Consider the following 21,407-nt stretch of genomic DNA (forward strand, 5'->3'; position numbering starts at 1 on the left):
TACTCACTTGTTCCATTCTATAATATCTGAGCGTTTTTTTCAACTATTTTTTATCTGTACAGCCCCATTTTACCGTCCTTTTCGCTCTTTTTGATAAAAATAAAGAACGATTTTCTCCAGGTAACGTTTTAATACAATCTGTATCTCTTCTTTTGGATGGATCGGCTTCACAAGAATATTTCTGATTCCGGCTCTTTTTGCTCCCCAGACATCCGTAAAAAGCTGATCTCCCACAAATACTGTATTGGAAACATCCGTTCCCATAATCTCCATTGCTTTTTTGTAATTTTTCGTTGAAGGCTTATGCGCATCACAGATATAATTCACCTGGATATCCTGATTGAACATCTTCACACGTGGCTCCTGATTGTTGGAGATCAGGCAGCACTGATAACCAATCTTTTTAAGTCTCGCAAAAAGTGCTTTCGCACGGTCATCTGCCGGTGCACCATGCGGAACAAGCGTATTGTCAATATCAAAAATTACGGCACGTATTCCTTCTTCATACAATTTCTCAAAATCTATTACATAAGTAGATGCAACATATGCATCCGGGAAAAATCTGTCAAACATGTCTATTCATCCATCTCCATTAATCGTTGTACCAGTTCTTCACAGATCTGCAGAACAGTCTTATTATCTGTCTGGATAACAATATCTGCAGCCGCTTCATATTTCTCACATCTCTGCTCCATCAGTTCGGAAATGCCTTCAACATTCTTGCGGCCGGTCAGAACCGGACGGTCATTGCTGTCCTTTACACGTTCATAGATTACCTGTGGACTTGCTGTCAGAAGTACAACTCTACCATTCTTCTTCATCTCCTGCACATTATTCTTGCGAAGGGCAGCTCCTCCTCCGCAGGAAATAACTGTATTCTTCTTCTCCTGCATTTCCACAAGAAGATTGGTTTCCAGATTACGGAAATATTCTTCTCCATACGTTTCAAAGATATCCGGAATACTCATCTCTTCTCTCTCTGCGATAACCTGATCCATCTCAACAATTTCCATCGCAAACATCGTACTTAAATAATCTGAGATCGTAGATTTGCCTGCGCCCATAAAACCAATGAGTACAATATTGTAATCAAACAGTTTTCTTGCTTGAATCCGCTTGCTGTTCTTGCGGATACAATGGAAAATGTCACAGATCTCATCCTTGTAACGATTATCTGAAAGCTTTTCTTCCAGTCTTCTTTTCTGCTTTGCTTCCTGTCCCGGCTGAAGAATCGGCATACCATATTCTTCTTTGTATGCCATGATTTTCTCTATGATCATGCTTCTTTCCACAAGGGCATCAATAATTTTATCATCACACAGAGCTAACTGCTCTCTGTACAGTTCCAAGTCGTTCATGCTTGCCTCTCCTGTTTTCCTTACGATTTCTTTCTTAATTATGTATAAATATACATACGCTTATATATTATAGCAATATCACTTTGATTTTTCCAGTGCTTTTTTTACATCTTTCCGGAACTGTTTCCAGGCATTTTCATGTTCTACAAAATATTTCGGACAGTTCTTTCCTGTGACATCATAATGCCGAATAATATCATCCGGTGACAGAGCAAACTTCAGGCAAAGCCAGGCACACAAATGTATCACTGAGCGATAAGTCGCTTTATTAAATTCCCCCGTCTTATCCGGATGGCAACACTCAATCGATACCGTATCTTTATTCCGGTTATTGGAAGCATACGCCACTTCCCATGTCGGCACACACTGCACGATTTCTCCATCCAGCCCTACAATGAAATTACTGCTCGTTTTTGTCACATGACTGTCTTTGAGCCCCTCAAAGTAGTTTCGGTTTCCCATTGCTGTTGCACCCGGATTTGCCGTATAATGCACAACAATTCCCTTAATCTTACCGGTTTTTATCCCCGGTCTGGAATACGGATTCGGCGTCAGAAGTTTCACTGTAATATCAGGTTTAGATGCATCAACCTGTGCATTGTCTATTTCACTGTATTTTCCAGACAGCCATTCCGGATGTAAAATCCTGATTCCTGCTGCCAGAACCATAACAATCACCAATAAAAGCAGGCCCAGCCGCATCCTGCGCTGAGCCTGTTTTTTCTGTTGTATAGTTGTGAATGATTTTTTTCTGTTTTTAATCTTTTTTGTTCTCTTCATACTACACATTATTCATATGGCATATATTCTATGCCTTTTGTAAATTCTTATTGAATAGAAAACTGATATACCGTTTTGGATGTAAATAGTTCATTCGCCTTGATAACCGGCTGCGCAAACTCCGAATGATGAATGGCATCCGGGAAAAACTGTGTTTCAAAGCAGGCAGCATTGCGGATACGGTATTCAGCTCCGCCTTTGCCTTTCTCATAATCAACATAGTTTGCTGTATACAACTGCATACCCGGAAGATCTGTATATACATCCATATGGATTCCTGTCTTATCAGAATACATGGAGGCAGCTTTGCGGAATCCTTCACCTCTGATCACCCAGTTATGATCGTAACCTTTTCCATCGATCAACGGCTGGTAATCCGCTTCTATATCCTGTCCGATCGCTTTTGCTTCATTAAAATCCATCGGTGTTCCCTTTACAGGTGTCAGTTCACCTGTCGGAATACTCTGGGCATCTGCAAGAGTAAAATAATCTGCACTGATCGTTACTTTCTGATCCAGTACATCGCCACTTCCCTGTCCGGCGAGATTAAAATAACTGTGATTTGTAAGATTCAGCAGTGTATCTGCATCTGCTGTTGATCCATAAACAATTTCCAGTTCATTCTCCGGTGTAACCGTATAAGTTACTGTCAGCTTAAGATTTCCTGGAAATCCCTGGTCTCCATCTGGGCTGTCAAGTGATAAAGTCACGCTGTTATCTGTAGATTCTTCAACTTTCCACATACGCTTATTCATCATATCTCTACCACCGTGTAGTGTATTATCCCCATCATTCTTTGTCAGTTCATAAGTCTTACCATTTAATGTAAATGAACCTCCTGCAATACGGTTTGCCACACGTCCTACAAATGCGCCAAATACACGGTCGCCTTTTTCATAACCACTGACATCGTCATATCCGAGAACAACATCCGTCGGATGTCCTTCCTTATCCGGTACGATCACATTTACAATCGTTGCGCCATAATCGGAAATAGCAACTTCCATCCCTTTTTCATTCTTCAACAGATACAATTCTGCCTTTTCTTTTGTTTTCAATGTTCCAAATGCCCGCTTCATATCTTGCCTCCTGCTGTAATGTCTATTATAACGCCAAATTTCTCTGGTATTATTCTCTTTTACTCATCTACACTGTAATTTGGAGCTTCTTTCGTAATGTGAATGTCGTGCGGATGACTTTCTTTCAGAGATGCAGATGAGATCTTTACAAACTGTCCTCTCTGTTTGAGTTCTTCAATTGTTGGAGTTCCGCAGTAACCCATACCGGAACGAAGACCTCCCATCAACTGGAATACAGTATCTTCTACAGTTCCTTTGTATGCTACACGTCCTTCTACACCTTCCGGTACTAACTTCTTCGCATCTGTCTGGAAATAACGGTCTTTGCTTCCGTTCTCCATTGCAGCAATCGATCCCATGCCACGGTATACTTTGTATTTTCTTCCCTGATATAATTCAAATGTTCCCGGGCTCTCATCACATCCTGCAAAGATTGATCCCATCATACATACATTCGCACCGGCTGCAATTGCTTTTGTCATATCTCCTGAATATTTGATACCACCATCTGCGATAATCGGAATTCCATATTTGTCTGCCGCTTCATAACAACTCATAACTGCTGTGATCTGTGGAACACCGATACCTGCAACGACACGTGTTGTACAGATAGATCCAGGTCCAATACCAACCTTTACTGCATCTGCTCCTGCTTTGATCAGCGCTTCTGCTGCTGTTCCTGTTGCAACGTTTCCTGCGATAACCTGCAGATCCGGGAATTTGGATTTGACCATATCTACGGTACGGAGTACATTAGCAGAATGTCCGTGTGCAGAATCCATAACAACAACGTCTACATGCGCGTTCACAAGTTCCCGTGCACGTTCCAGGCAGTTTGCGGTAATTCCAAGTGCTGCACCGCAAAGCAGTCTTCCCTGGGAATCTTTAGCTGACAGTGGATATTTGATCTGTTTTTCAATATCTTTAATCGTAATAAGACCTTTCAAATTGAAATCTTTGTCTACGATCGGTAATTTCTCTTTTCTGGCTTTTGCAAGAATCTTCTTTGCATCTTCCAGCGTAATTCCTTCCTGTGCTGTAATAAGTCCCTCAGAAGTCATTGATTCTTTAATCTTCTTCGTAAAATCTTCTTCAAATTTCAGATCACGGTTCGTGATAATGCCTACCAGTTTTCCGTTTTCTGTAATTGGTACACCTGAAATGCGGAATTTTGCCATTAAATTATTGGCATCTTCCAACGTATGTTCCGGAGACAGATAAAATGGATCCGTGATAACACCGTTCTCAGAACGTTTTACTTTATCAACTTCCTCTGCCTGCTGCTCGATCGTCATATTCTTATGAATGATACCAATTCCACCCTGACGAGCCATTGCAATTGCCATACGGTGTTCTGTAACCGTATCCATACCTGCACTCATCATCGGTATATTCAATTTAATATTTTTTGTTAAATACGTGGATAAATCTACTTGATTTGGAATCACCTCAGAATATGCCGGTACAAGCAGCACGTCATCAAATGTAATTCCTTCTCCAATAATTTTTCCCATGGTAAACTCCTTTCACTCTTATCCTTATTTATAGCTTATCGGGGTAAAAACTCCGTTTTGCTCTTTCCTATAATTAACTGGTATCATAACGAACTTTGCTATCGTTTGTCAACTTGTTTTTTTATACATACAAAATACATTTTTCTGACTATTTTGCAGATTTGTATGTAACTTTTCCCGGAATCATTCCGGCATACCCGTCTACAATCGTCTGATTCGGTTCAAAAATAATTTTTCTTAATTCTCCTGCCCTGGAAACAACTAGCACATAAGTCTGATCATTGCGTCTGCCCGAGCTATAATCGCTTTTCTTTGCCCGCTGATACTGTCTGAGTTCACCTGTTCCAAATGGAGCCAGGACCTCTATTTCTTCTAACTTTATTGTACAGATTCGTCTTCTTCTCGACTTATGTATGATCTTGTCAACATCCAGTTCCCCATTCACAAATAAATATTCATATTCTGCATCAAATTCCAGATACAAATATATATCCATTACAAGTAATATAACTGTAAGCACTATAAAAAAAAGACAATGTACGACACCATATACACTCAGTAAAGTCGCTGCAAGCACCATTCCTTCCAGAAACCACTGACCTTTGCTTTTCTTCCTTTTAATAAGCTGTTCTGTACATATGTCATTCATGTCTTACATCCTCCGCTTTTCTCAATGTGTCTATTGTAGCACAAAAACAAGAAAAAAGAAAACTCCCCATACAGGGAGTTTTCTTAACTTTTTCTTACATCATGCCCATTCCGGCACCTGCACCTGCAGGCATAGCCGGTGTCTCTTCTTTGATATTAGCAACAACGGACTCTGTTGTCAGCAGTGTAGATGCAACACTTGTTGCATTCTGCAGAGCACTTCTTGTTACCTTAGCCGGATCAAGGATACCATGTTCAACCATGTCTACATATTCCTCAGCTAATGCATCAAATCCGATTCCTGGTTCTGACTCATATACTTTATTAATGATTACTGCGCCTTCCAGTCCTGCATTTGCAGCGATGCGAAGCAGTGGAGCTTCCAGAGCTTTCAGTACAACATTCGCACCTGTCTTCTCATCACCATCCAAATCAGCAACGATCTTGGCAACTTCTTTTGCACAGTGAATATAAGCAGATCCGCCACCTGCAATGATTCCTTCTTCTACGGCTGCTCTTGTTGCTGCAAGTGCATCTTCCATACGAAGTTTTGCTTCTTTCATCTCAGTCTCAGTTGCAGCACCTACACGGATAACTGCTACACCGCCTGCAAGTTTTGCAAGTCTCTCCTGCAGTTTCTCTCTGTCGAAATCAGATGTTGTCTCTTCAATCTGTGCTTTAATCTGTGCTACACGGTCTGCGATTGCCTGTTTGTCTCCGCATCCGTCAACGATAACTGTATTTTCTTTCTGAACTTTTACAGATTTTGCACGTCCAAGCTGATCCAGTGTTGTATCTTTCAACTCCATACCGAGTTCTTCTGAAATTACCTGACCGCCTGTCAGAATTGCAAGATCCTTTAACATCTCTTTTCTTCTGTCACCATATCCAGGCGCTTTAACACCTACTACATTGAATGTTCCACGCAGTTTGTTTACGATCAGTGTTGTAAGAGCCTCACCTTCAATATCTTCTGCAACGATCAGGAGTCTTGCTCCGGACTGTACGATCTGCTCCAGAACTGGCAGGATCTCCTGAATGTTAGAAATCTTCTTGTCTGTGATCAAAATATATGGATCATCCAGATTTGCTTCCATCTTATCCATATCTGTAGCCATATATGCAGATACATATCCACGGTCAAACTGCATACCTTCTACAAGGTCAAGTTCTGTCTTCATAGTCTTGGATTCTTCAATTGTGATAACCCCGTCATTGGAAACTTTTTCCATTGCATCTGCAACCATCTTTCCAACTTCTTCATCACTTGCAGAAATAGCTGCAACTTTTGCGATCTGATCTTTGTCTTTTACTTTGCTGGACATTTTAGCGATCGTCTCAACTGCTTTGTCTGTTGCTTTCTTCATTCCTTTTCTAAGGATGATCGGGTTTGCTCCTGCTGCCAGGTTCTTCATTCCTTCATGTACCATTGCCTGTGCAAGTACTGTAGCTGTTGTTGTACCATCTCCGGCAACATCATTTGTCTTAGATGCAACTTCTTTGATAAGCTGTGCACCCATATTCTCAAATGCATCTTCTAATTCAATTTCTTTTGCAATTGTAACACCATCATTAGTAATAAGCGGTGCTCCGAAAGATTTGTCAAGAACTACGTTACGTCCTTTTGGTCCTAACGTAACTCTGACTGTATCAGCCAGCTTATTAACTCCTTCTTCTAATGCTGCTCTTGCTTCTGCGCCATATTTAATTTCCTTTGCCATGATCAAATGCCTCCTATAATCTTTGTTTCTCTTCTTACATCTACATCTTACTCACAAATTGCAAGGATATCGTCCTGTTTTACGATAATATACTCTTCATCATCAAGCTCTACAGATGTTCCTGCGTATTTAGAATAAATAACTTTCTGTCCTACAGTGACATTCATCTTCACTTCTTTTCCGTCAACTGTTCCACCAGGTCCTACAGCAACGATCTCTGCCTGCTGTGGTTTTTCTTTAGACTGTCCAGGAATTACGATTCCTGATTTTGTTGTCTCTTCTGCAACCAACTGTTTTAATACAACCCTGTCTCCTAATGGTACTAATTTCATATTTATTCCTCCTTAAATGATATACTTATTTATTTTGTTAGCACTCACAAAAAGAGAGTGCTAAGAAACTCTAGATATAAAATAGCACTCTCTTAATATTTTGTCAACCGCCTTTGTTTAGTTTACAGTATTTTTATAAAATCCATTTTCCACATGGAAAACAAGTACTTTTCCTCTCTTATCCCAGTACCGTTCGACAATCTTTCCTCTGCATTTGACCTCTTCTTCCTCATCCGTCATCGTGCACTCATAGATACTGTCCAAAGAAAATTCTGACAGTTCCGTCTTCCCCGTTAACAGATATATGCATTCCTCTTCTTCATTATACTTAATCATCTTACACAGATAGATATTATCGTTAAAATATCCCCCGTCAAGAATCGTTTTTATCATCTCGAGTTTCACCGTATCGTCCTGAAATTTTTCCATTATATCCTCCAGTAAAATTCATCTCATCTTCAATCAAAGAAAAGGGTACCAGTCTCCCGATACCCTTATACTTCATCTTAATTGTTGCGCTCTGCTTTGATCTTATCCAGTTCCGTAAATACATAATCATTCACAACTTTGATATAAGTTCCCTTCATACCGGAAGATCTGGATTCAATAACTCCGGCACTCTCAAACTTGCGAAGCGCATTCACGATCACAGAACGGGTGATTCCTACACGGTCTGCAATCTTGCTTGCAACCAGGATTCCTTCTGTACCATCCAGTTCATCAAAAATATGAATGATCGCTTCCAGTTCAGAATAAGAAAGTGTGCTGATGGCTGACTGTACAATGTGTTCTTTTCTTGTTTCCTCCGCACTTTCTTCATTTACAGAACGAAGCATCTCAAGACCAACAACTGTTGTTCCATATTCACTTAAAATGATATCATCAATCTCATATACTTCGTCTTTCTTATAGATGAATAATGTGCCGAGTCTCTCTCCTGCGATATCGATTGGAGTTATAATAGCCTGATAACCTTTTGAGGCTTCTTCCGAAAATCCAAGAGTCTCAAGATTCACATTTTCCTTTGTCGAAAGAATGCTGAGCAGACGTTCATTTAACATATCATCAATATGTCTGCCTACTTCCTTCTGGATCAGTTCTTCTATATACGGAACACCTGTACATTTGCTTCCTCCGAGAACTTTTCCTTTTTTGCTGACCACCAGTACATTCGATGACAGAATCTCTGTCAGAACTTCACAAATATCATTAAAGACCACTTTACTTGAATTATTGTTGTGAAGTAACTTGTTGATTTTTCTAGTTTTGTCTAATAATTGTACACTCATTTGCACTCCTCCATCCTATGAAGTTATATTATCATACAATTCACTATAATTCAACGAATATTATTGTTATTTATCAGAATTTTCCTTATTTTCTACATATCCGCACTGAGCGTCACTACAACAGATCTTATTTCCCTTTTCGACCATATAATTTCCACATCTCGGACACTTTTTCTGAACCGGTTTCTGCCATGACATAAATTCACAGTCCGGATTGTCTTCACATCCGTAATATTTTCTGCCTTTCTTTGTCTTACGGAGCACAACATCTTTTCCACACAGAGGGCAGGAAACACCGATTTTTTCCAGATAAGGCTTTGTATTTCTACACTCCGGGAATCCTGGACATGCGAGGAATTTTCCGTGTGGACCGTATTTGATGACCATGTTGCGTCCGCACTGTTCACAGACAACGTCAGTCACTTCATCTTCGATCTTGACTGTCTCTAATTCTTTCTGTGCCTTTTCCACTGCGGCTTCAATATCCGGATAGAAGTTCTCGATAATCGTCTTCCATTTTACCTTGCCTTCTGCCACACCATCAAGCAGGCTTTCCATGTTGGCTGTAAAATTCACATCTACAATACTTGGGAAGGACTGTAACATGATATTATCTACAACTTCTCCCAGTTCTGTCAGATACAGATTCTTGTTCTCTTTTGCAACATATCTTCTGGCAATAATCGTTGAAATTGTCGGTGCATACGTGCTTGGACGTCCAATGCCCAGTTCTTCCAGAGCTTTTACAAGTGTTGCTTCTGTATAATGTGCCGGTGGCTGTGTAAAGTGCTGCTTCGTATCAAAACTTTCTTTTGTGAGCTTTGAATCCATATCCAGTCCTTTCATCAATACAGATTTTTCTTCTTTCTCTTCTCCTGCTTCTGTATAAACCAGTCTGAATCCCTGGAATACAATCTTGGAAGCAGCTACTGTAAAACGATATTTTCCTGCACTGATCTTCACAGATGTTGTCTCATATTTTGCCGGTTGCATTCTGCTGGCAAGGAAACGCTTCCAGATAAGCTGATACAAACGGAACTGATCTCTTGTCAGAGATTCTTTGATTGCCGCCGGTGTTCTTGCCGGATCTGTCGGACGGATCGCCTCATGCGCATCCTGGATGATCTTGCCGCCTGTCTTTGCTTTTGTTTCTCCAACTGCAACATACTCTTCTCCGTACTGTTCTCCGATATAAGCACGTACATTTGCATCTGCTTCATCTGAAATACGAGTAGAATCGGTACGCAGATACGTGATCAGACCGACGGTTCCATTTCCTTTGATATCGACACCTTCATACAACTGCTGTGCGATCTGCATCGTTTTTCCTGTAGCAAAATTCAATGCTTTGGATGCTTCCTGCTGTAATGTACTGGTTGTAAATGGAACCGGTGCTTTCTTTGTACGTTCCCCTTTTTTAATCTCAGCGACTTCATAAGATGCACCTTCTAATTCTTTTAAGATCTTATCCAGTTCCTCTTTGGATGAAATCGTCATCTTTTTCTTATCTGTTCCGTAAAACTTGGCATTCAGGAGTTTTCTCTCGCCTTTGACTTTCAGATTCGCATCCAGGCTCCAGTATTCTTCCGGAATAAATGCATTGATCTCTTCTTCACGGTCAGCAATGATACGAAGTGCTACAGACTGTACGCGTCCCGCACTTAAACCTCTTTTTACTTTCGCCCAGAGTACCGGGCTGATTTTATATCCAACCACGCGGTCAAGGACACGTCTCGCCTGCTGGGCATCTACCAGATCCATATCAATCTCTCTGGCATTTTTCAGAGATGCTTTGACTGCGTTTTTCGTAATCTCATTAAAACTGATTCGGTACGTTTTCTTGTTTTCCAGTTTCAGTGCTTTGCATAAATGCCAGGAAATCGCTTCTCCTTCGCGGTCCGGGTCAGTTGCAAGATATACTTTATCTGCTTTTTTCACTTCTTTTCGAAGATTTGCAAGAATCTCTCCCTTGCCACGGATTGTTATATACTTTGGTTCATAGTCATTCTCAGGTCCGACACCAAGCTGGCTCTTCGGCAGATCGCGCACATGTCCGTTAGACGCTACGACTACATAATTACTTCCTAAAAATTTTTTAATTGTCTTCACCTTCGTCGGTGACTCCACGATCACAAGATAACGTGCCATATATGATTTCCTCCATAAAATCCGCCCCGCTTTTTAGCGCATTTTCACATAATAATTCTTCGATATTTCTTTGACAAACCCTTGTAGTTCAAGCGTTATTAACTCTTCCATAAGTATCTCCGGAGCCAGTTTTGTCTCCTGCGCAAGCTCCTGAAGTCCCTTTGGAAACAAACCGACACAACTATACACCATATTTTCTGGACTTTCAAGTACTTTTTTCTCCGATGATTTATTTTGTCTGCTTTTTGACAAACAAATTCCCATCGTTTCCATCAGGTCTTCCGGACTTAGCAAAATCCCTGCACCTTGCGCGATCAGCCGGTGACACCCCTGACTTAAAAGGCTTGTTACAGGTCCCGGAAGTGCATAAACTTCCTTCCCCTGTTCCAGCGCCTGGTCTGCCGTAATAAGAGAGCCGCTTTTTTCTTTTGCTTCTATTACAAGTACGATATCTGCCATCCCGCTGATGATACGGTTACGCGCAGGAAAGTACCTGGCAAGAGGCGGGCTTCCCGGACTCTGTTCTGAAATCACACCGCCTTTTTTGATCAGATCCTGATATAGTCCGCGATGTTCTCCCGGATAACAGATATCCACGCCACATCCTAATATACCATATGTCATTCCCCCGGCATTTAATGCACCTCTTTGTCCGGCGCCATCAATTCCTCTTGCCATCCCGCTGATAATACTAATCCCGTTTTCTGCCAGCTTTTCTCCATATTCTAACGCCATTCTCTCGCCATAATGCGTACAGTTTCTTGCACCCACCAAAGCAGCCGCAGGTCTGTCACTGTCCGGCAGCCTGCCTCTCACATAGAGTGCATATGGAGGCGCCGGAATATTCTTAAGGCGCACTGGATATTCTTCCGAAAAATACGGAATAAAACGGATATTTTTCTCTTCCAGCATCTCCCATTTTTCTTTTATATCCTGCTGTTTTTTTGCTTTTATAAGTGCCTGGATTTCTCTGTCCGTCAGTATCCCCAGTTCTGTTAATTTTATTTCTTCTATATAATAAATCATTTCTGCTGTCTTTAAAATTTCACGCAGTTTTTTCTTTTTCATACAGTTAAGCCCGGAAATCCCCGCATACCAATATTCATAAATCATAAGCCTTTCCCCCAGTATTTTTTATCTACCGTACGGTATCCGATTGCCTCTTTAATATGCGCCGGAGTGATCACCTCACTTCCGGCAAGATCTGCGATCGTCCGTGCCACACGCAGAATCTTATGATATGTCCGCGCTGTCAGACCAAGTGTACAGAATGCCTGCTCCATAATCTGTTCCGTCACAGCGTCTAGCACACAGTGTTTTCGGATTTCCTTTGCTCCCAGCCTTGCATTTACCGAAAACGGCAATCCTTCATATCTCTTTTTCTGTATTTCTCTCGCTGCACACACGCGTGCACGTATATCTACTGAGCGTTCCTGCTTCTGCTGTGTATGGAGTGCCGCATAATCCACGCGCGGTGTTTCGATGCAGATATCCAACCGGTCTAAAAACGGCTGACTGATCCTTGCCAGATAATTCTGGATCTGCTGTGGTGTGCATGTACACGTCTGAGCCGGATAATTTCCGCAGGGACATGGGTTCATTGCCGCAACAAGCATGAAATCTGCCGGAAATGTATAATTTGCCTGATTCCTGGCGAGATGGATTTTCTGCTCTTCCAAAGGCTGGCGGAGCACTTCCAGAACAGACTTTTTAAACTCCGCAAGCTCGTCCAGGAAGAGGACGCCTCCATGTGCCAGACTGATCTCTCCCGGAACCGGGTAATTCCCGCCACCGATCAATGCCGCTTTTGTAACCGTATGATGCACCTCCCGGAACGGTCTTCCTAACATCAACGGATGGGTTTCCTCCACTTTTCCAACGACACTGTAGAGACTTGTAACTTCCATCGATTCTTCCAATGAAGGCTTCGGTAAAATGGTTGGAATTCTCTTTGCAGCCATCGTCTTTCCACTTCCCGGTGGTCCAACTAACAGCAGGTTATGTCCACCGGCAACCGCCACTGTCGCAGCTCTTTTTACAATTTCTTGTCCCTGTATCTCACTGTAATCCAAAAGTTCCGAATCCAACAGTCTCCCACATTCTCTGGCATCTTTGCACATCGCCGGTTCCAGCTTTTTTTCTCCTTTCAGATAACTGCACACTTCCTCCAGTGAATTCACACCATATACCGTGATCTTTTCTACCAGTGCACCTTCCGCCGCATTCTGCTCCGGTACAATACAGCACTTAAAGCCTTCTCTTCCTGCTTTCTGTACGATTGGTAAAATTCCGGAGACCTTTTGTACACTTCCGTCCAGCCCCAGTTCACCGGCAACCATTACATCTCGCAATCGTTCTTCTGGAAATATTTCAAGTGCTGCCATAATACTTAATGCAATAGGAAGGTCAAACGCTGTTCCTTTTTTCCTTATTGAGCCGGGCGCCAGATTTACAATGATTTTCTTCGGAGGCAGCACAATACCACTGTTACGGATCGCTGTCCGCACACGTTCTGCTGCCTCCCGTACCTCACCGGACAGATATCCCACCATATGAAACACAGGCAGACCATTGCTGACATCTGCCTCCACCTGTATCATCTTCGCTTCAACACCCTGAATCACTGCTGAATTTACTATACAAACTCCCATGTATCCACCTCTTTCTTCCTGCTTATTCCATGCGTTTACTGCTGTACCTGCAAAACTCCGCCAGCGACAGTTTCCTCCGGCTGCTATAACAGCTAAAAAAAAGTACGCAGTTTTTCGATCGCACTTTTCTCAATCCGTGATACATAAGAACGAGAAATTCCAAGCTGTCCGGCAATCTCCCTCTGCGTATACTCCTCTTCCCCATAAAGTCCGTATCGCATTTTCAGAACCAGCCGTTCTCTCTGAGATAATTCCGACTCCATTTTTGCATACAAAATCCGGACCGATTCTTTTAATTCCGCATGTCTGTGCGCATCTTCTTCTTTTGTTTCGATCACATCAAAAAGCTGGATTTCATTGCCTTCCCTGTCTGTCCCGATCGGCTCGTACAGTGAAATTTCCCGGGACATTTTTTTCTTCGCACGCAGATGCATCAATATCTCATTTTCAATGCACCGCGCCGCATATGTTCCCAGACGCACACGTTTTTCCGGATCAAAACTTACAACTGCTTTAATAAGCCCGATTGTCCCGATCGACAAAAGATCTTCCACATCCTCCTCTCTGGATGGATATTTTTTCACAATATGTGCAACAAGGCGCAAATTCCGTTCGATCAGAATATGTTTTGCTTTCAGGTCGCCCTCTGTATACTTTTGCATATAATAAGCTTCTTCTGCTGCAGTGAGGGGTTTCGGAAATGATTTCAAGGAACGCACCTCTCAGGGTATTTGCTTATAGTTTATGTAAGAGTATTCTTTTTTGTGCTTTTCCATCTGTTATGATCTTTTTCTGGTATTTTGTTGGATCGTATCTGTTTATGTCTTTGTTGAAAAATTATAAGATCTGTTTATGAAAACCATCACGCATATGTGACAATTTCAGATTATAGATGTTCCGGTTAAGATCTGCCGGACTCTCTTTCTTATGTGGCTAATAGTATACTGTATCTCTATCGAAAATACAATCATTTTTTATAAAAGCGCTTTAGGACGAAGTTTTCTGGCATAGAAAAGAATGCCAGACAGAGTCCGCATATAATAGGTTTCTCTGTCTGACATCCTATATTCTCAAATCATCTGTTTTTAAGCCTCTATGTCTTCCGCTCTTCTTAAAATATCATACTTCTCTGCTTTTTTATCCAGTTCGATATAGAGAACCTGTTTGGAATGCGGGGCACTCTCCTGTGTTTCCCCGTCTTCATTGATAATCGCCCGGACAACCGTCTCTATGTTTTGTCCATCCGGCTTCATAATCTCAATCGTCTCGCCAACCGAAAATTTATTTCTCTGCTCAATGCGGTATCTTCCGTCTGACTCTTTGCCAATAATTCCAAGATATGTGTATTCTCTTACATAAGTGTTGCTGTCGTAAATCTGACTTGTCTCATCCGGTTTTCCAAAGTAAAATCCGGTTGTAAACTGCCGGTATGTGCAATTTGAAATCTGATCCAGATACCACAGCATATGTTCTTCATACAGCTTCGGATCTTTCAGATAGTCATCAATCGCAAGGCGGTATGTTCTTGCAACTGTTGCGACATACAGCGCCGTCTTCATACGTCCTTCAATCTTGAAACTGTCAATTCCTGCTTCGATCATCTCCGGAATGTGCTCGATCATACAAAGATCCTTGGAATTGAAAATGTAAGTTCCTCTTTCATTTTCATATACTGGCATATACTGTCCCGGCCTTTTTTCCTCTACAACTGCATATTTCCAACGGCACGGGTGTGTACAGGCTCCCTGATTCGCATCTCTTCCGGTAAAGAAATTGCTGAGCAGACATCTTCCGGAATAAGAAATGCACATTGCACCGTGAATAAAACTTTCAATCTCCATCTCCTCCGGAATATGCTTACGAATCTCAGAAATCTCTTTCAAGGACAGTTCTCTTGCCGAAACTACTCTTTTTGCTCCCTGTTTCCACCAGAAATTGTAAGTACCATAATTTGTATTATTCGCCTGTGTACTGACATGGCGTTCAATGTCCGGGCAGATTTCTTTTGCCATTTCAAAGATTGCCGGATCTGCAATGATCAGCGCATCTGGTTTTAATTCCTTCAATTCGCAGAGATATTCCCGCACGCCTTCCAGATCATCATTATGTGCCAGAATATTTACGGTAACATGCACACGTACACCATGTTCATGCGCAAAACGGATTCCGGCAGCCATATCATCTTTGGAAAAATTCTTTGCTTTTGCACGTAATCCGAATGCCTCTCCTCCGATATAAACAGCATCGGCTCCAAACATAACCGCCACTTTGAGTACTTCCAGATTACTTGCTGGAATTAATAATTCCGGTCGTCTACCATTCATCTTACTTTTCTTCCTCCTTTTTCACACTCAGTGCCACCCCGTCTCCCAGTGGAAGAATGGATGTCTGAAGTCCTTCGTGGTGTTTCAGTTCATACAAGTATTCCCGCATGCGACTGTGAATTGTACGATTCCTTCTTTCAACAGCAAATCTTGACTGTGTAATATCGCCGTCTTGAAGTACATTGTCTGACATCAGTACTCCTTCCGGCGCCAACAGACGCAGTACTTCCGGCATATAATGAATATACTGTCCTTTCGCTGCGTCCATAAAAATAAAATCATACGGTCCTTCCAGCGTTTTCATCACTTCAAGAGCATCTCCCTCCAGCAGTGTGATCTTATCTTCTTTCTCCGCCCTGGCAAAATTTGCTCTGGCAACCGGGATTCTTTTTTCATAATTCTCAATCGTGATAATATGTCCGTCCTTTGGCATATAATGGCTCATTAAGACAGCCGAAAAACCTACTGCGGTTCCTACTTCCAGGATTCTTTTCGGTTTCTGTATCGTCAATAATACTTTCAGGAAACTCTGTGTCTCTTTTCGGATGATCGGCACATAAGCTTCCAGCGCTTCTTTTTCAATCTCTTCGATCACCGGAATATCCGGCATTTCCAGAGAATGTAGGTAGGTTGTAATTCTGTCATCTACGATCACAAAGTCTTCCTCCTTCTGACATAATACAGGACGTAGTAAAGACTGCTCTACTACGTCCTTTTTCTTCTATACGTCCATAATGATCGGAAGGATCATCGGTTTACGTTTTGTTCTCTTCCAGATAAACTCATTCATCGTATCACGGATCACAAGCTTAATCTTGCTCCAGTCCGCATTTCTCTGATGTGTCAGACAATCTTCCACGGCATTTGTCAGAACATTGCGTGCCTCTTCCATCAATCCTTCAGATTCTCTTACATATACAAATCCTCTGGATACAATATCCGGTCCCGCAAGCAACTGATTACTTCCTTTCTCAAGCGTCAGTACAACGATCAAAATTCCGTCTTCAGCAAGGTGCTGACGGTCTCTCAACACAATATTCCCAACATCTCCAACGCCAAGTCCGTCTACAAGGATCTCGCCTGTGTGAACCTTATCCACAACTTTTGCTTCATTCTCACTGACTTCCAACACATCTCCGGACTGTAACAGGAAAATATTTTCCTTCGGAATACCCAGGGATCTTGCTACTCCCGCATTGGCCTTCAAATGACGGTATTCTCCATGAACCGGAATCGCATATTTCGGTTTTACAAGAGAATAAATAAGCTTCAGTTCTTCCTGGCAGGCATGCCCGGATACATGTGCATCCTGGAAAATAACATTGGCACCTTTGGAAGAAAGCTCATTAATAACCTTGGAAACAGATTTTTCATTTCCAGGAATCGGATTAGAACTGAAAATAACTGTATCACCCGGCATAATTGTAACCTTCTTATGCACATCTGCCGCCATACGTGACAGTGCTGCCATGGATTCTCCCTGACTTCCTGTCGTGATCAGGACCGTCTTCTCCGGTGGATAGTTTTTCAACTGATCAATCTCAATCAATGTCTTGTCCGGTACATTCAGATAACCTAATTCCTGTGCAACCTGAATGATATTTACCATACTTCGTCCTTCTACAACAACCTTACGGTTGTATTTGCATGCAGAGTTAATGATCTGCTGAACACGATCTACATTTGAAGCGAATGTAGCAATAATAATTCTCGTATTCTGATGCTCTGCAAAAATATGGTCAAATGTAATTCCGACTGTACGCTCTGACTGAGTAAATCCCGGTCTCTCTGCATTCGTACTGTCTGACATCAGCGCAAGAACGCCTTTTTTGCCAATCTCTGCGAAACGCTGCAAATCGATTGCATCTCCGAATACAGGCGTATAGTCTACTTTGAAGTCTCCAGTATGCACAACAATACCTGCCGGAGAGTAAATTGCAAGCGCTGCTGCATCCTGAATGCTGTGATTTGTTTTAATAAATTCAATCCTGAACTTGCCAAGATTAATAGACTGTCCATGTCTGACTACTTTTCTGCGCGTACTGCGGAGAAGATTATGCTCTGAGAGCTTCTTCTCAATAATTCCCATTGTCAATTTCGTTGCATAAATCGGAAGATTCATCTCACGAAGTACATAAGATAATGCTCCAATATGATCCTCGTGTCCGTGTGTGATCACAAATCCTTTTACTTTCTGAATGTTCTCTTTCAGATATGTCACATCCGGAATAACGAGATCGATTCCGAGCATATCATCTTCTGGGAATGCAAGACCGCAGTCCACAACAATAATACTGTCTTCAAACTCAAAGGCAGTAATGTTCATTCCGATCTTCTCCAGACCTCCAAGCGGAATGATACGCAATTTTCCGTTGTTTTCTCTTTTCAATTTAACACCTCCATGTGCCTCTCCGTACTACTTTTTCCGGCATTTTTTACACTGTCCGTAGAATTTCAGCTCATGGTCCAACACATGGAATCCTGTCTCTTCCTCAATATGACGTTCTAGTCCGTCCAGCAGATCGTCCCTGAAAGGGAACACTTTTCCACATGTTTTACAGATCAGATGATGGTGATGATGGTGTGGCTCACCCTCTCCGTCATTTGCCTCACCAATCTCATATCGCACACATCCGTCATCCAGATTGATCTTATCCACCAACTGCATCTCGAGCAAAAGCTGCACTGTCCTGTATATCGTCGCCAGTCCAATCTCCGGATAGTCTTCTTTTACAAGTTCATAGATATCCTCCGCAGTCATGTGTCTGTCCCGATGTGCGGCAAGGACTTCCAGAACGAGCAATCTCTGGTTTGTAACTTTCAAACCTTTTTCTTTCAGCATTTGTTTAAACTTTTCCTGACTGATAGACATAAAGTTCTTACCTTTCAATCTCAATATCTTCCAGTAACTCCTCGAACACTTTTAAAATTGCTGACAATTCTTTCTCGTCTTCTACAATCTCATAAATGCTCTCTTTTTCTTCTTCCGCTGATGTATCTTTTAAAATTAAACACTCTGCATCGTCTTCTTCTGAATCCGTCACAAGAATGTAAGACACTCCATTTAATTTCGTCTGTTCCAGCACAAAGAATTCTGTCTCTTCCTGCAGTTCATCCGATGTAAATCTTATTTTTTCCATACAAAAAACACCTCACGACTTTACCGAGTCCAAGTATCCCTGCAAAATAAATACTGCAGCAATTTTATCGATATATTTTTTGCGGTCCTCTCGTCTGATATTGCTTTCGATCAGGGTACGTTCCGCTTCCATTGTTGTAAGTCTTTCGTCCCACATCTGCACTTCCAGACCTGTCCGTCTTTTTAACATCTCTGCGAATTCCATTGACTTCTCAGCTCTGATTCCAATGTCATTGTTCATATGCTTTGGCAACCCGATGACGATCTTCTCCACTTGATACTCTTCGATCAGAGCCTCAATTCTTGCACAGGTCTTACGCAGCTTGTTCTCATCTTTGCGTGTAATTGTCTCAATTCCCTGCGCAGTAATGCCAAGTGGATCGCTGATTGCAACGCCCACCGTCTTCGAGCCGTAATCCAGTCCCATTATTCTCATAGATATTATACCCACTTGTTGTGCTCAATATACGTCTTGAGCATCTCTTCCACCAGTTCGTCCCGCTCCATCTTCATGATCAGGCTTCTGGCTCCGTTATAACTTGTAATATAAGTCGGATCTCCTGACATAATATATCCAACGATCTGGTTGACCGGATTGTATCCCTTCTCAACCAATGCCCGATAGACAATTTCCAGAATATCTTTTGCCTGAATCTGCGGGCCGCTTTCTACCTGGAAAAACTGTGTACTGCTTAAATCTTTCATATACTCACGTCCTTCAAAAATACTTTTCATTTTATTCTAACTTATTAACACCGAAAATTCAATGTATTATTTGCAAACGGCTCTCAATTTCTACATTTATGAGCTGATTTGCCAGATTTTTTTCTGTTTTATATCCAATTTTTACATATTCCTTCGTATGCCCGATCCGCCAGATTCCGTCTTCTCTCTCTATAGCTTCTTCCATCAGCACTTCCTGTGTAGTTCCGATCAGTTCTTCCTCAAAGCGGCTCTGTTTCTCTTCACTTAATGCAATCAGTACTTTGCTTCGCTCTGCCTTAATCTGCTCCGGTACCTGATCCGGCATAACGGCAGCTTTTGTACCTTCTCTTCTAGAATATTTAAAAATATGTGTCTCATAGAAATCCATGCTGTCTACAAACGCCCTGGACTCTTCAAATTCTTCCGGTGTCTCTCCCGGGAATCCAGTGATCACATCGGTTGTAAGTGCCGGATGTGCAAAATATTTGCGCAGGAGCTGACATTTTGCAGCATATTCTTCTGCCGTATATCTACGATTCATTCTGCGAAGTGTCGCATTACATCCGCTTTGCAGAGACAGGTGAAAATGTGGGCACACCTTCGGCAGTGCGGAAATCGTCCGGACAAACTCTTCCGTGATAATCCCCGGTTCCAGTGAGCCAAGACGGATACGGTGGATTCCATCCACTTCGTGTACAGCCAGAATAAGAGAAAGCAGATTATCCTCTATATCTACTCCATAAGAGCTCAGATGGATTCCGGTCAGTACGACTTCCTTATAACCATTTGCAGCAAGTGTCTTTACTTCCTCGATCACATCTTCTTTGGCACGGCTTCGCACTCTTCCTCTTGCATACGGAATAATACAGTAAGAGCAGAACTGATTACATCCGTCCTGTACTTTGATATACGCTCTTGTGTGCTCTCCTGTGCGGCTCAGATGAAGATTCTCATACTCCTTTGTATGTCCGATATCAATAAGATCGGTTGTTCTTTCTCTCTCCTCTTCGTACTGTTTGAGGATCTCCACAATATCTTTCTTTTTATTATTACCAATCACAATATCAATGCAATCGTCCACTTCCTGATTCTCAGTCTGCACATAACAGCCAGTTGCCACTACGATTGCATCCGGATTCATCTTTCTTGCCTTGTGCAGCATCTGTCTGGACTTACGATCCGCAATGTTTGTAACTGTGCATGTATTGACTACATAAACATCTGCACCTTCTTTGAACGGCACGATCTCATAACCGTTTTTTTCCAGAAGCTCCTGCATGGCTTCTGTTTCATATGCATTTACTTTACATCCAAGATTATGCAATGCTGCTTTCTTCATAATTTTCTTTTTCCCTCTCTTTACAAATTATTCCTTGACTTTTTGACTACAAAAAACTAAGATAAACGTGTAGAAAAAAATGAAACCAAGGAGGTATATTCAATGAAAACAGTTAAAATTTCTTTGAATTCCATTGACAAAGTAAAATCTTTCGTAAATGAAATCACAAAATATGATTATGATTTTGATTTAGTATCCGGCAGATACGTGATCGATGCCAAATCCATCATGGGTATCTTCAGTCTGGATTTATCTAAGAGCATTGACCTCAACATCCATGCTGATGACAACGAAATCGACAAGATCCTCGAAACATTAAAACCATACATCGTAGAGTAATTATTTTTAACCTTTAAAAGAATGTGCCGGAGCACATTCTT

The 21,407-nt window shown here is 41.8% G+C and carries 23 protein-coding genes; 1 reads left to right on the forward strand and 22 read right to left on the reverse strand.

Translation table 11 applies throughout. The features are described 5' to 3' along the window. Positions 1-69: 69 nt before the first annotated feature. The 22 genes from H8S07_RS01300 to mtaB form a co-directional block, all read right to left on the reverse strand. Positions 70-573 carry a YqeG family HAD IIIA-type phosphatase gene (locus H8S07_RS01300; RefSeq protein ID WP_117538153.1) on the reverse strand — a complete coding sequence of 168 codons (504 nt, stop codon included), beginning with the start codon at positions 571-573 and terminating at the stop codon, positions 70-72. Between the two features lie 2 nt (positions 574-575). Continuing rightward, positions 576-1,358: a shikimate kinase gene (locus H8S07_RS01305; protein ID WP_186855268.1), complete on the reverse strand. Its 783-nt coding sequence runs from the start codon at positions 1,356-1,358 to the stop codon at positions 576-578. A 78-nt stretch (positions 1,359-1,436) separates the two neighbouring features. Then, positions 1,437-2,147, reverse strand: coding sequence for a peptidoglycan recognition protein family protein (locus H8S07_RS01310; protein WP_408640160.1), 711 nt, complete (start codon positions 2,145-2,147; stop codon positions 1,437-1,439). 38 nt (positions 2,148-2,185) lie between these two features. Beyond that, entirely contained in the window at positions 2,186-3,217 is a 1,032-nt protein-coding gene (locus H8S07_RS01315) for an aldose epimerase family protein (RefSeq protein ID WP_021861593.1), read from the reverse strand. Positions 3,218-3,276: 59 nt separating this feature from the next. Further along, complete coding sequence (gene guaB / locus H8S07_RS01320) at positions 3,277-4,731, reverse strand: IMP dehydrogenase (protein ID WP_021861594.1); 1,455 nt, start codon at positions 4,729-4,731, stop codon at positions 3,277-3,279. A 148-nt stretch (positions 4,732-4,879) separates the two neighbouring features. Next, a complete protein-coding gene (locus tag H8S07_RS01325) occupies positions 4,880-5,380 on the reverse strand; it encodes a DUF6106 family protein (protein WP_021861595.1) in 501 nt (166 codons plus the stop codon). A gap of 94 nt (positions 5,381-5,474) precedes the next feature. Further along, positions 5,475-7,100, reverse strand: a complete 1,626-nt coding sequence (groL, locus tag H8S07_RS01330) for a chaperonin GroEL (protein ID WP_021861596.1) — start codon at positions 7,098-7,100, stop codon at positions 5,475-5,477. A 47-nt stretch (positions 7,101-7,147) separates the two neighbouring features. After that, on the reverse strand, positions 7,148-7,432 hold the full coding sequence (locus tag H8S07_RS01335; protein WP_117538150.1) for a co-chaperone GroES: 285 nt from the start codon (positions 7,430-7,432) through the stop codon (positions 7,148-7,150). A 117-nt stretch (positions 7,433-7,549) separates the two neighbouring features. Continuing rightward, positions 7,550-7,861: a hypothetical protein gene (locus tag H8S07_RS01340; RefSeq protein ID WP_021861598.1), complete on the reverse strand. Its 312-nt coding sequence runs from the start codon at positions 7,859-7,861 to the stop codon at positions 7,550-7,552. A gap of 77 nt (positions 7,862-7,938) precedes the next feature. Next, a complete protein-coding gene (gene codY / locus H8S07_RS01345; RefSeq protein ID WP_021861599.1) occupies positions 7,939-8,721 on the reverse strand; it encodes a GTP-sensing pleiotropic transcriptional regulator CodY in 783 nt (260 codons plus the stop codon). 66 nt (positions 8,722-8,787) lie between these two features. Beyond that, positions 8,788-10,869 (reverse strand): type I DNA topoisomerase, encoded by a 2,082-nt coding sequence (gene topA / locus H8S07_RS01350; RefSeq protein ID WP_021861600.1) that lies wholly within the window; start codon positions 10,867-10,869, stop codon positions 8,788-8,790. A 33-nt stretch (positions 10,870-10,902) separates the two neighbouring features. Further along, positions 10,903-11,982: a DNA-processing protein DprA gene (dprA, locus tag H8S07_RS01355; protein WP_021861601.1), complete on the reverse strand. Its 1,080-nt coding sequence runs from the start codon at positions 11,980-11,982 to the stop codon at positions 10,903-10,905. Next, positions 11,979-13,520, reverse strand: a complete 1,542-nt coding sequence (locus H8S07_RS01360; RefSeq protein ID WP_117538149.1) for a YifB family Mg chelatase-like AAA ATPase — start codon at positions 13,518-13,520, stop codon at positions 11,979-11,981. The genes dprA and H8S07_RS01360 overlap by 4 nt, the downstream gene beginning before the upstream one ends. Positions 13,521-13,612: 92 nt before the next feature. Next, the gene (gene sigK, locus H8S07_RS01365) at positions 13,613-14,230 is read right to left on the reverse strand and encodes an RNA polymerase sporulation sigma factor SigK (RefSeq protein WP_117538148.1); all 618 of its coding nucleotides are present in this window, start codon (positions 14,228-14,230) and stop codon (positions 13,613-13,615) included. Positions 14,231-14,605: 375 nt separating this feature from the next. Continuing rightward, positions 14,606-15,844, reverse strand: coding sequence for a peptidase U32 family protein (locus H8S07_RS01370; RefSeq protein WP_021861604.1), 1,239 nt, complete (start codon positions 15,842-15,844; stop codon positions 14,606-14,608). A gap of 1 nt (position 15,845) precedes the next feature. Then, entirely contained in the window at positions 15,846-16,499 is a 654-nt protein-coding gene (locus H8S07_RS01375; RefSeq protein ID WP_118287759.1) for an O-methyltransferase, read from the reverse strand. Between the two features lie 66 nt (positions 16,500-16,565). Beyond that, complete coding sequence (locus H8S07_RS01380) at positions 16,566-18,233, reverse strand: ribonuclease J (protein WP_021861606.1); 1,668 nt, start codon at positions 18,231-18,233, stop codon at positions 16,566-16,568. 27 nt (positions 18,234-18,260) lie between these two features. Continuing rightward, positions 18,261-18,716, reverse strand: coding sequence for a Fur family transcriptional regulator (locus tag H8S07_RS01385; RefSeq protein WP_021861607.1), 456 nt, complete (start codon positions 18,714-18,716; stop codon positions 18,261-18,263). A gap of 7 nt (positions 18,717-18,723) precedes the next feature. Then, a complete protein-coding gene (locus H8S07_RS01390; protein WP_117538145.1) occupies positions 18,724-18,984 on the reverse strand; it encodes a DUF1292 domain-containing protein in 261 nt (86 codons plus the stop codon). Positions 18,985-18,996: 12 nt separating this feature from the next. Continuing rightward, positions 18,997-19,419, reverse strand: a complete 423-nt coding sequence (gene ruvX / locus H8S07_RS01395) for a Holliday junction resolvase RuvX (protein WP_117538144.1) — start codon at positions 19,417-19,419, stop codon at positions 18,997-18,999. Between the two features lie 5 nt (positions 19,420-19,424). Beyond that, a complete protein-coding gene (locus tag H8S07_RS01400) occupies positions 19,425-19,688 on the reverse strand; it encodes an IreB family regulatory phosphoprotein (protein WP_021861610.1) in 264 nt (87 codons plus the stop codon). Positions 19,689-19,746: 58 nt separating this feature from the next. Beyond that, positions 19,747-21,027 carry a tRNA (N(6)-L-threonylcarbamoyladenosine(37)-C(2))-methylthiotransferase MtaB gene (gene mtaB, locus H8S07_RS01405; protein ID WP_186855269.1) on the reverse strand — a complete coding sequence of 427 codons (1,281 nt, stop codon included), beginning with the start codon at positions 21,025-21,027 and terminating at the stop codon, positions 19,747-19,749. A gap of 102 nt (positions 21,028-21,129) precedes the next feature. On the opposite strand from mtaB, the gene H8S07_RS01410 reads away from it, so the two are divergent. Next, a complete protein-coding gene (locus H8S07_RS01410) occupies positions 21,130-21,366 on the forward strand; it encodes an HPr family phosphocarrier protein (protein WP_118287757.1) in 237 nt (78 codons plus the stop codon). Positions 21,367-21,407: the final 41 nt, after the last annotated feature.

The organism is Dorea hominis (assembly GCF_014287705.1).
GTDB classification, from domain to species: domain Bacteria; phylum Bacillota; class Clostridia; order Lachnospirales; family Lachnospiraceae; genus Dorea_D; species Dorea_D hominis.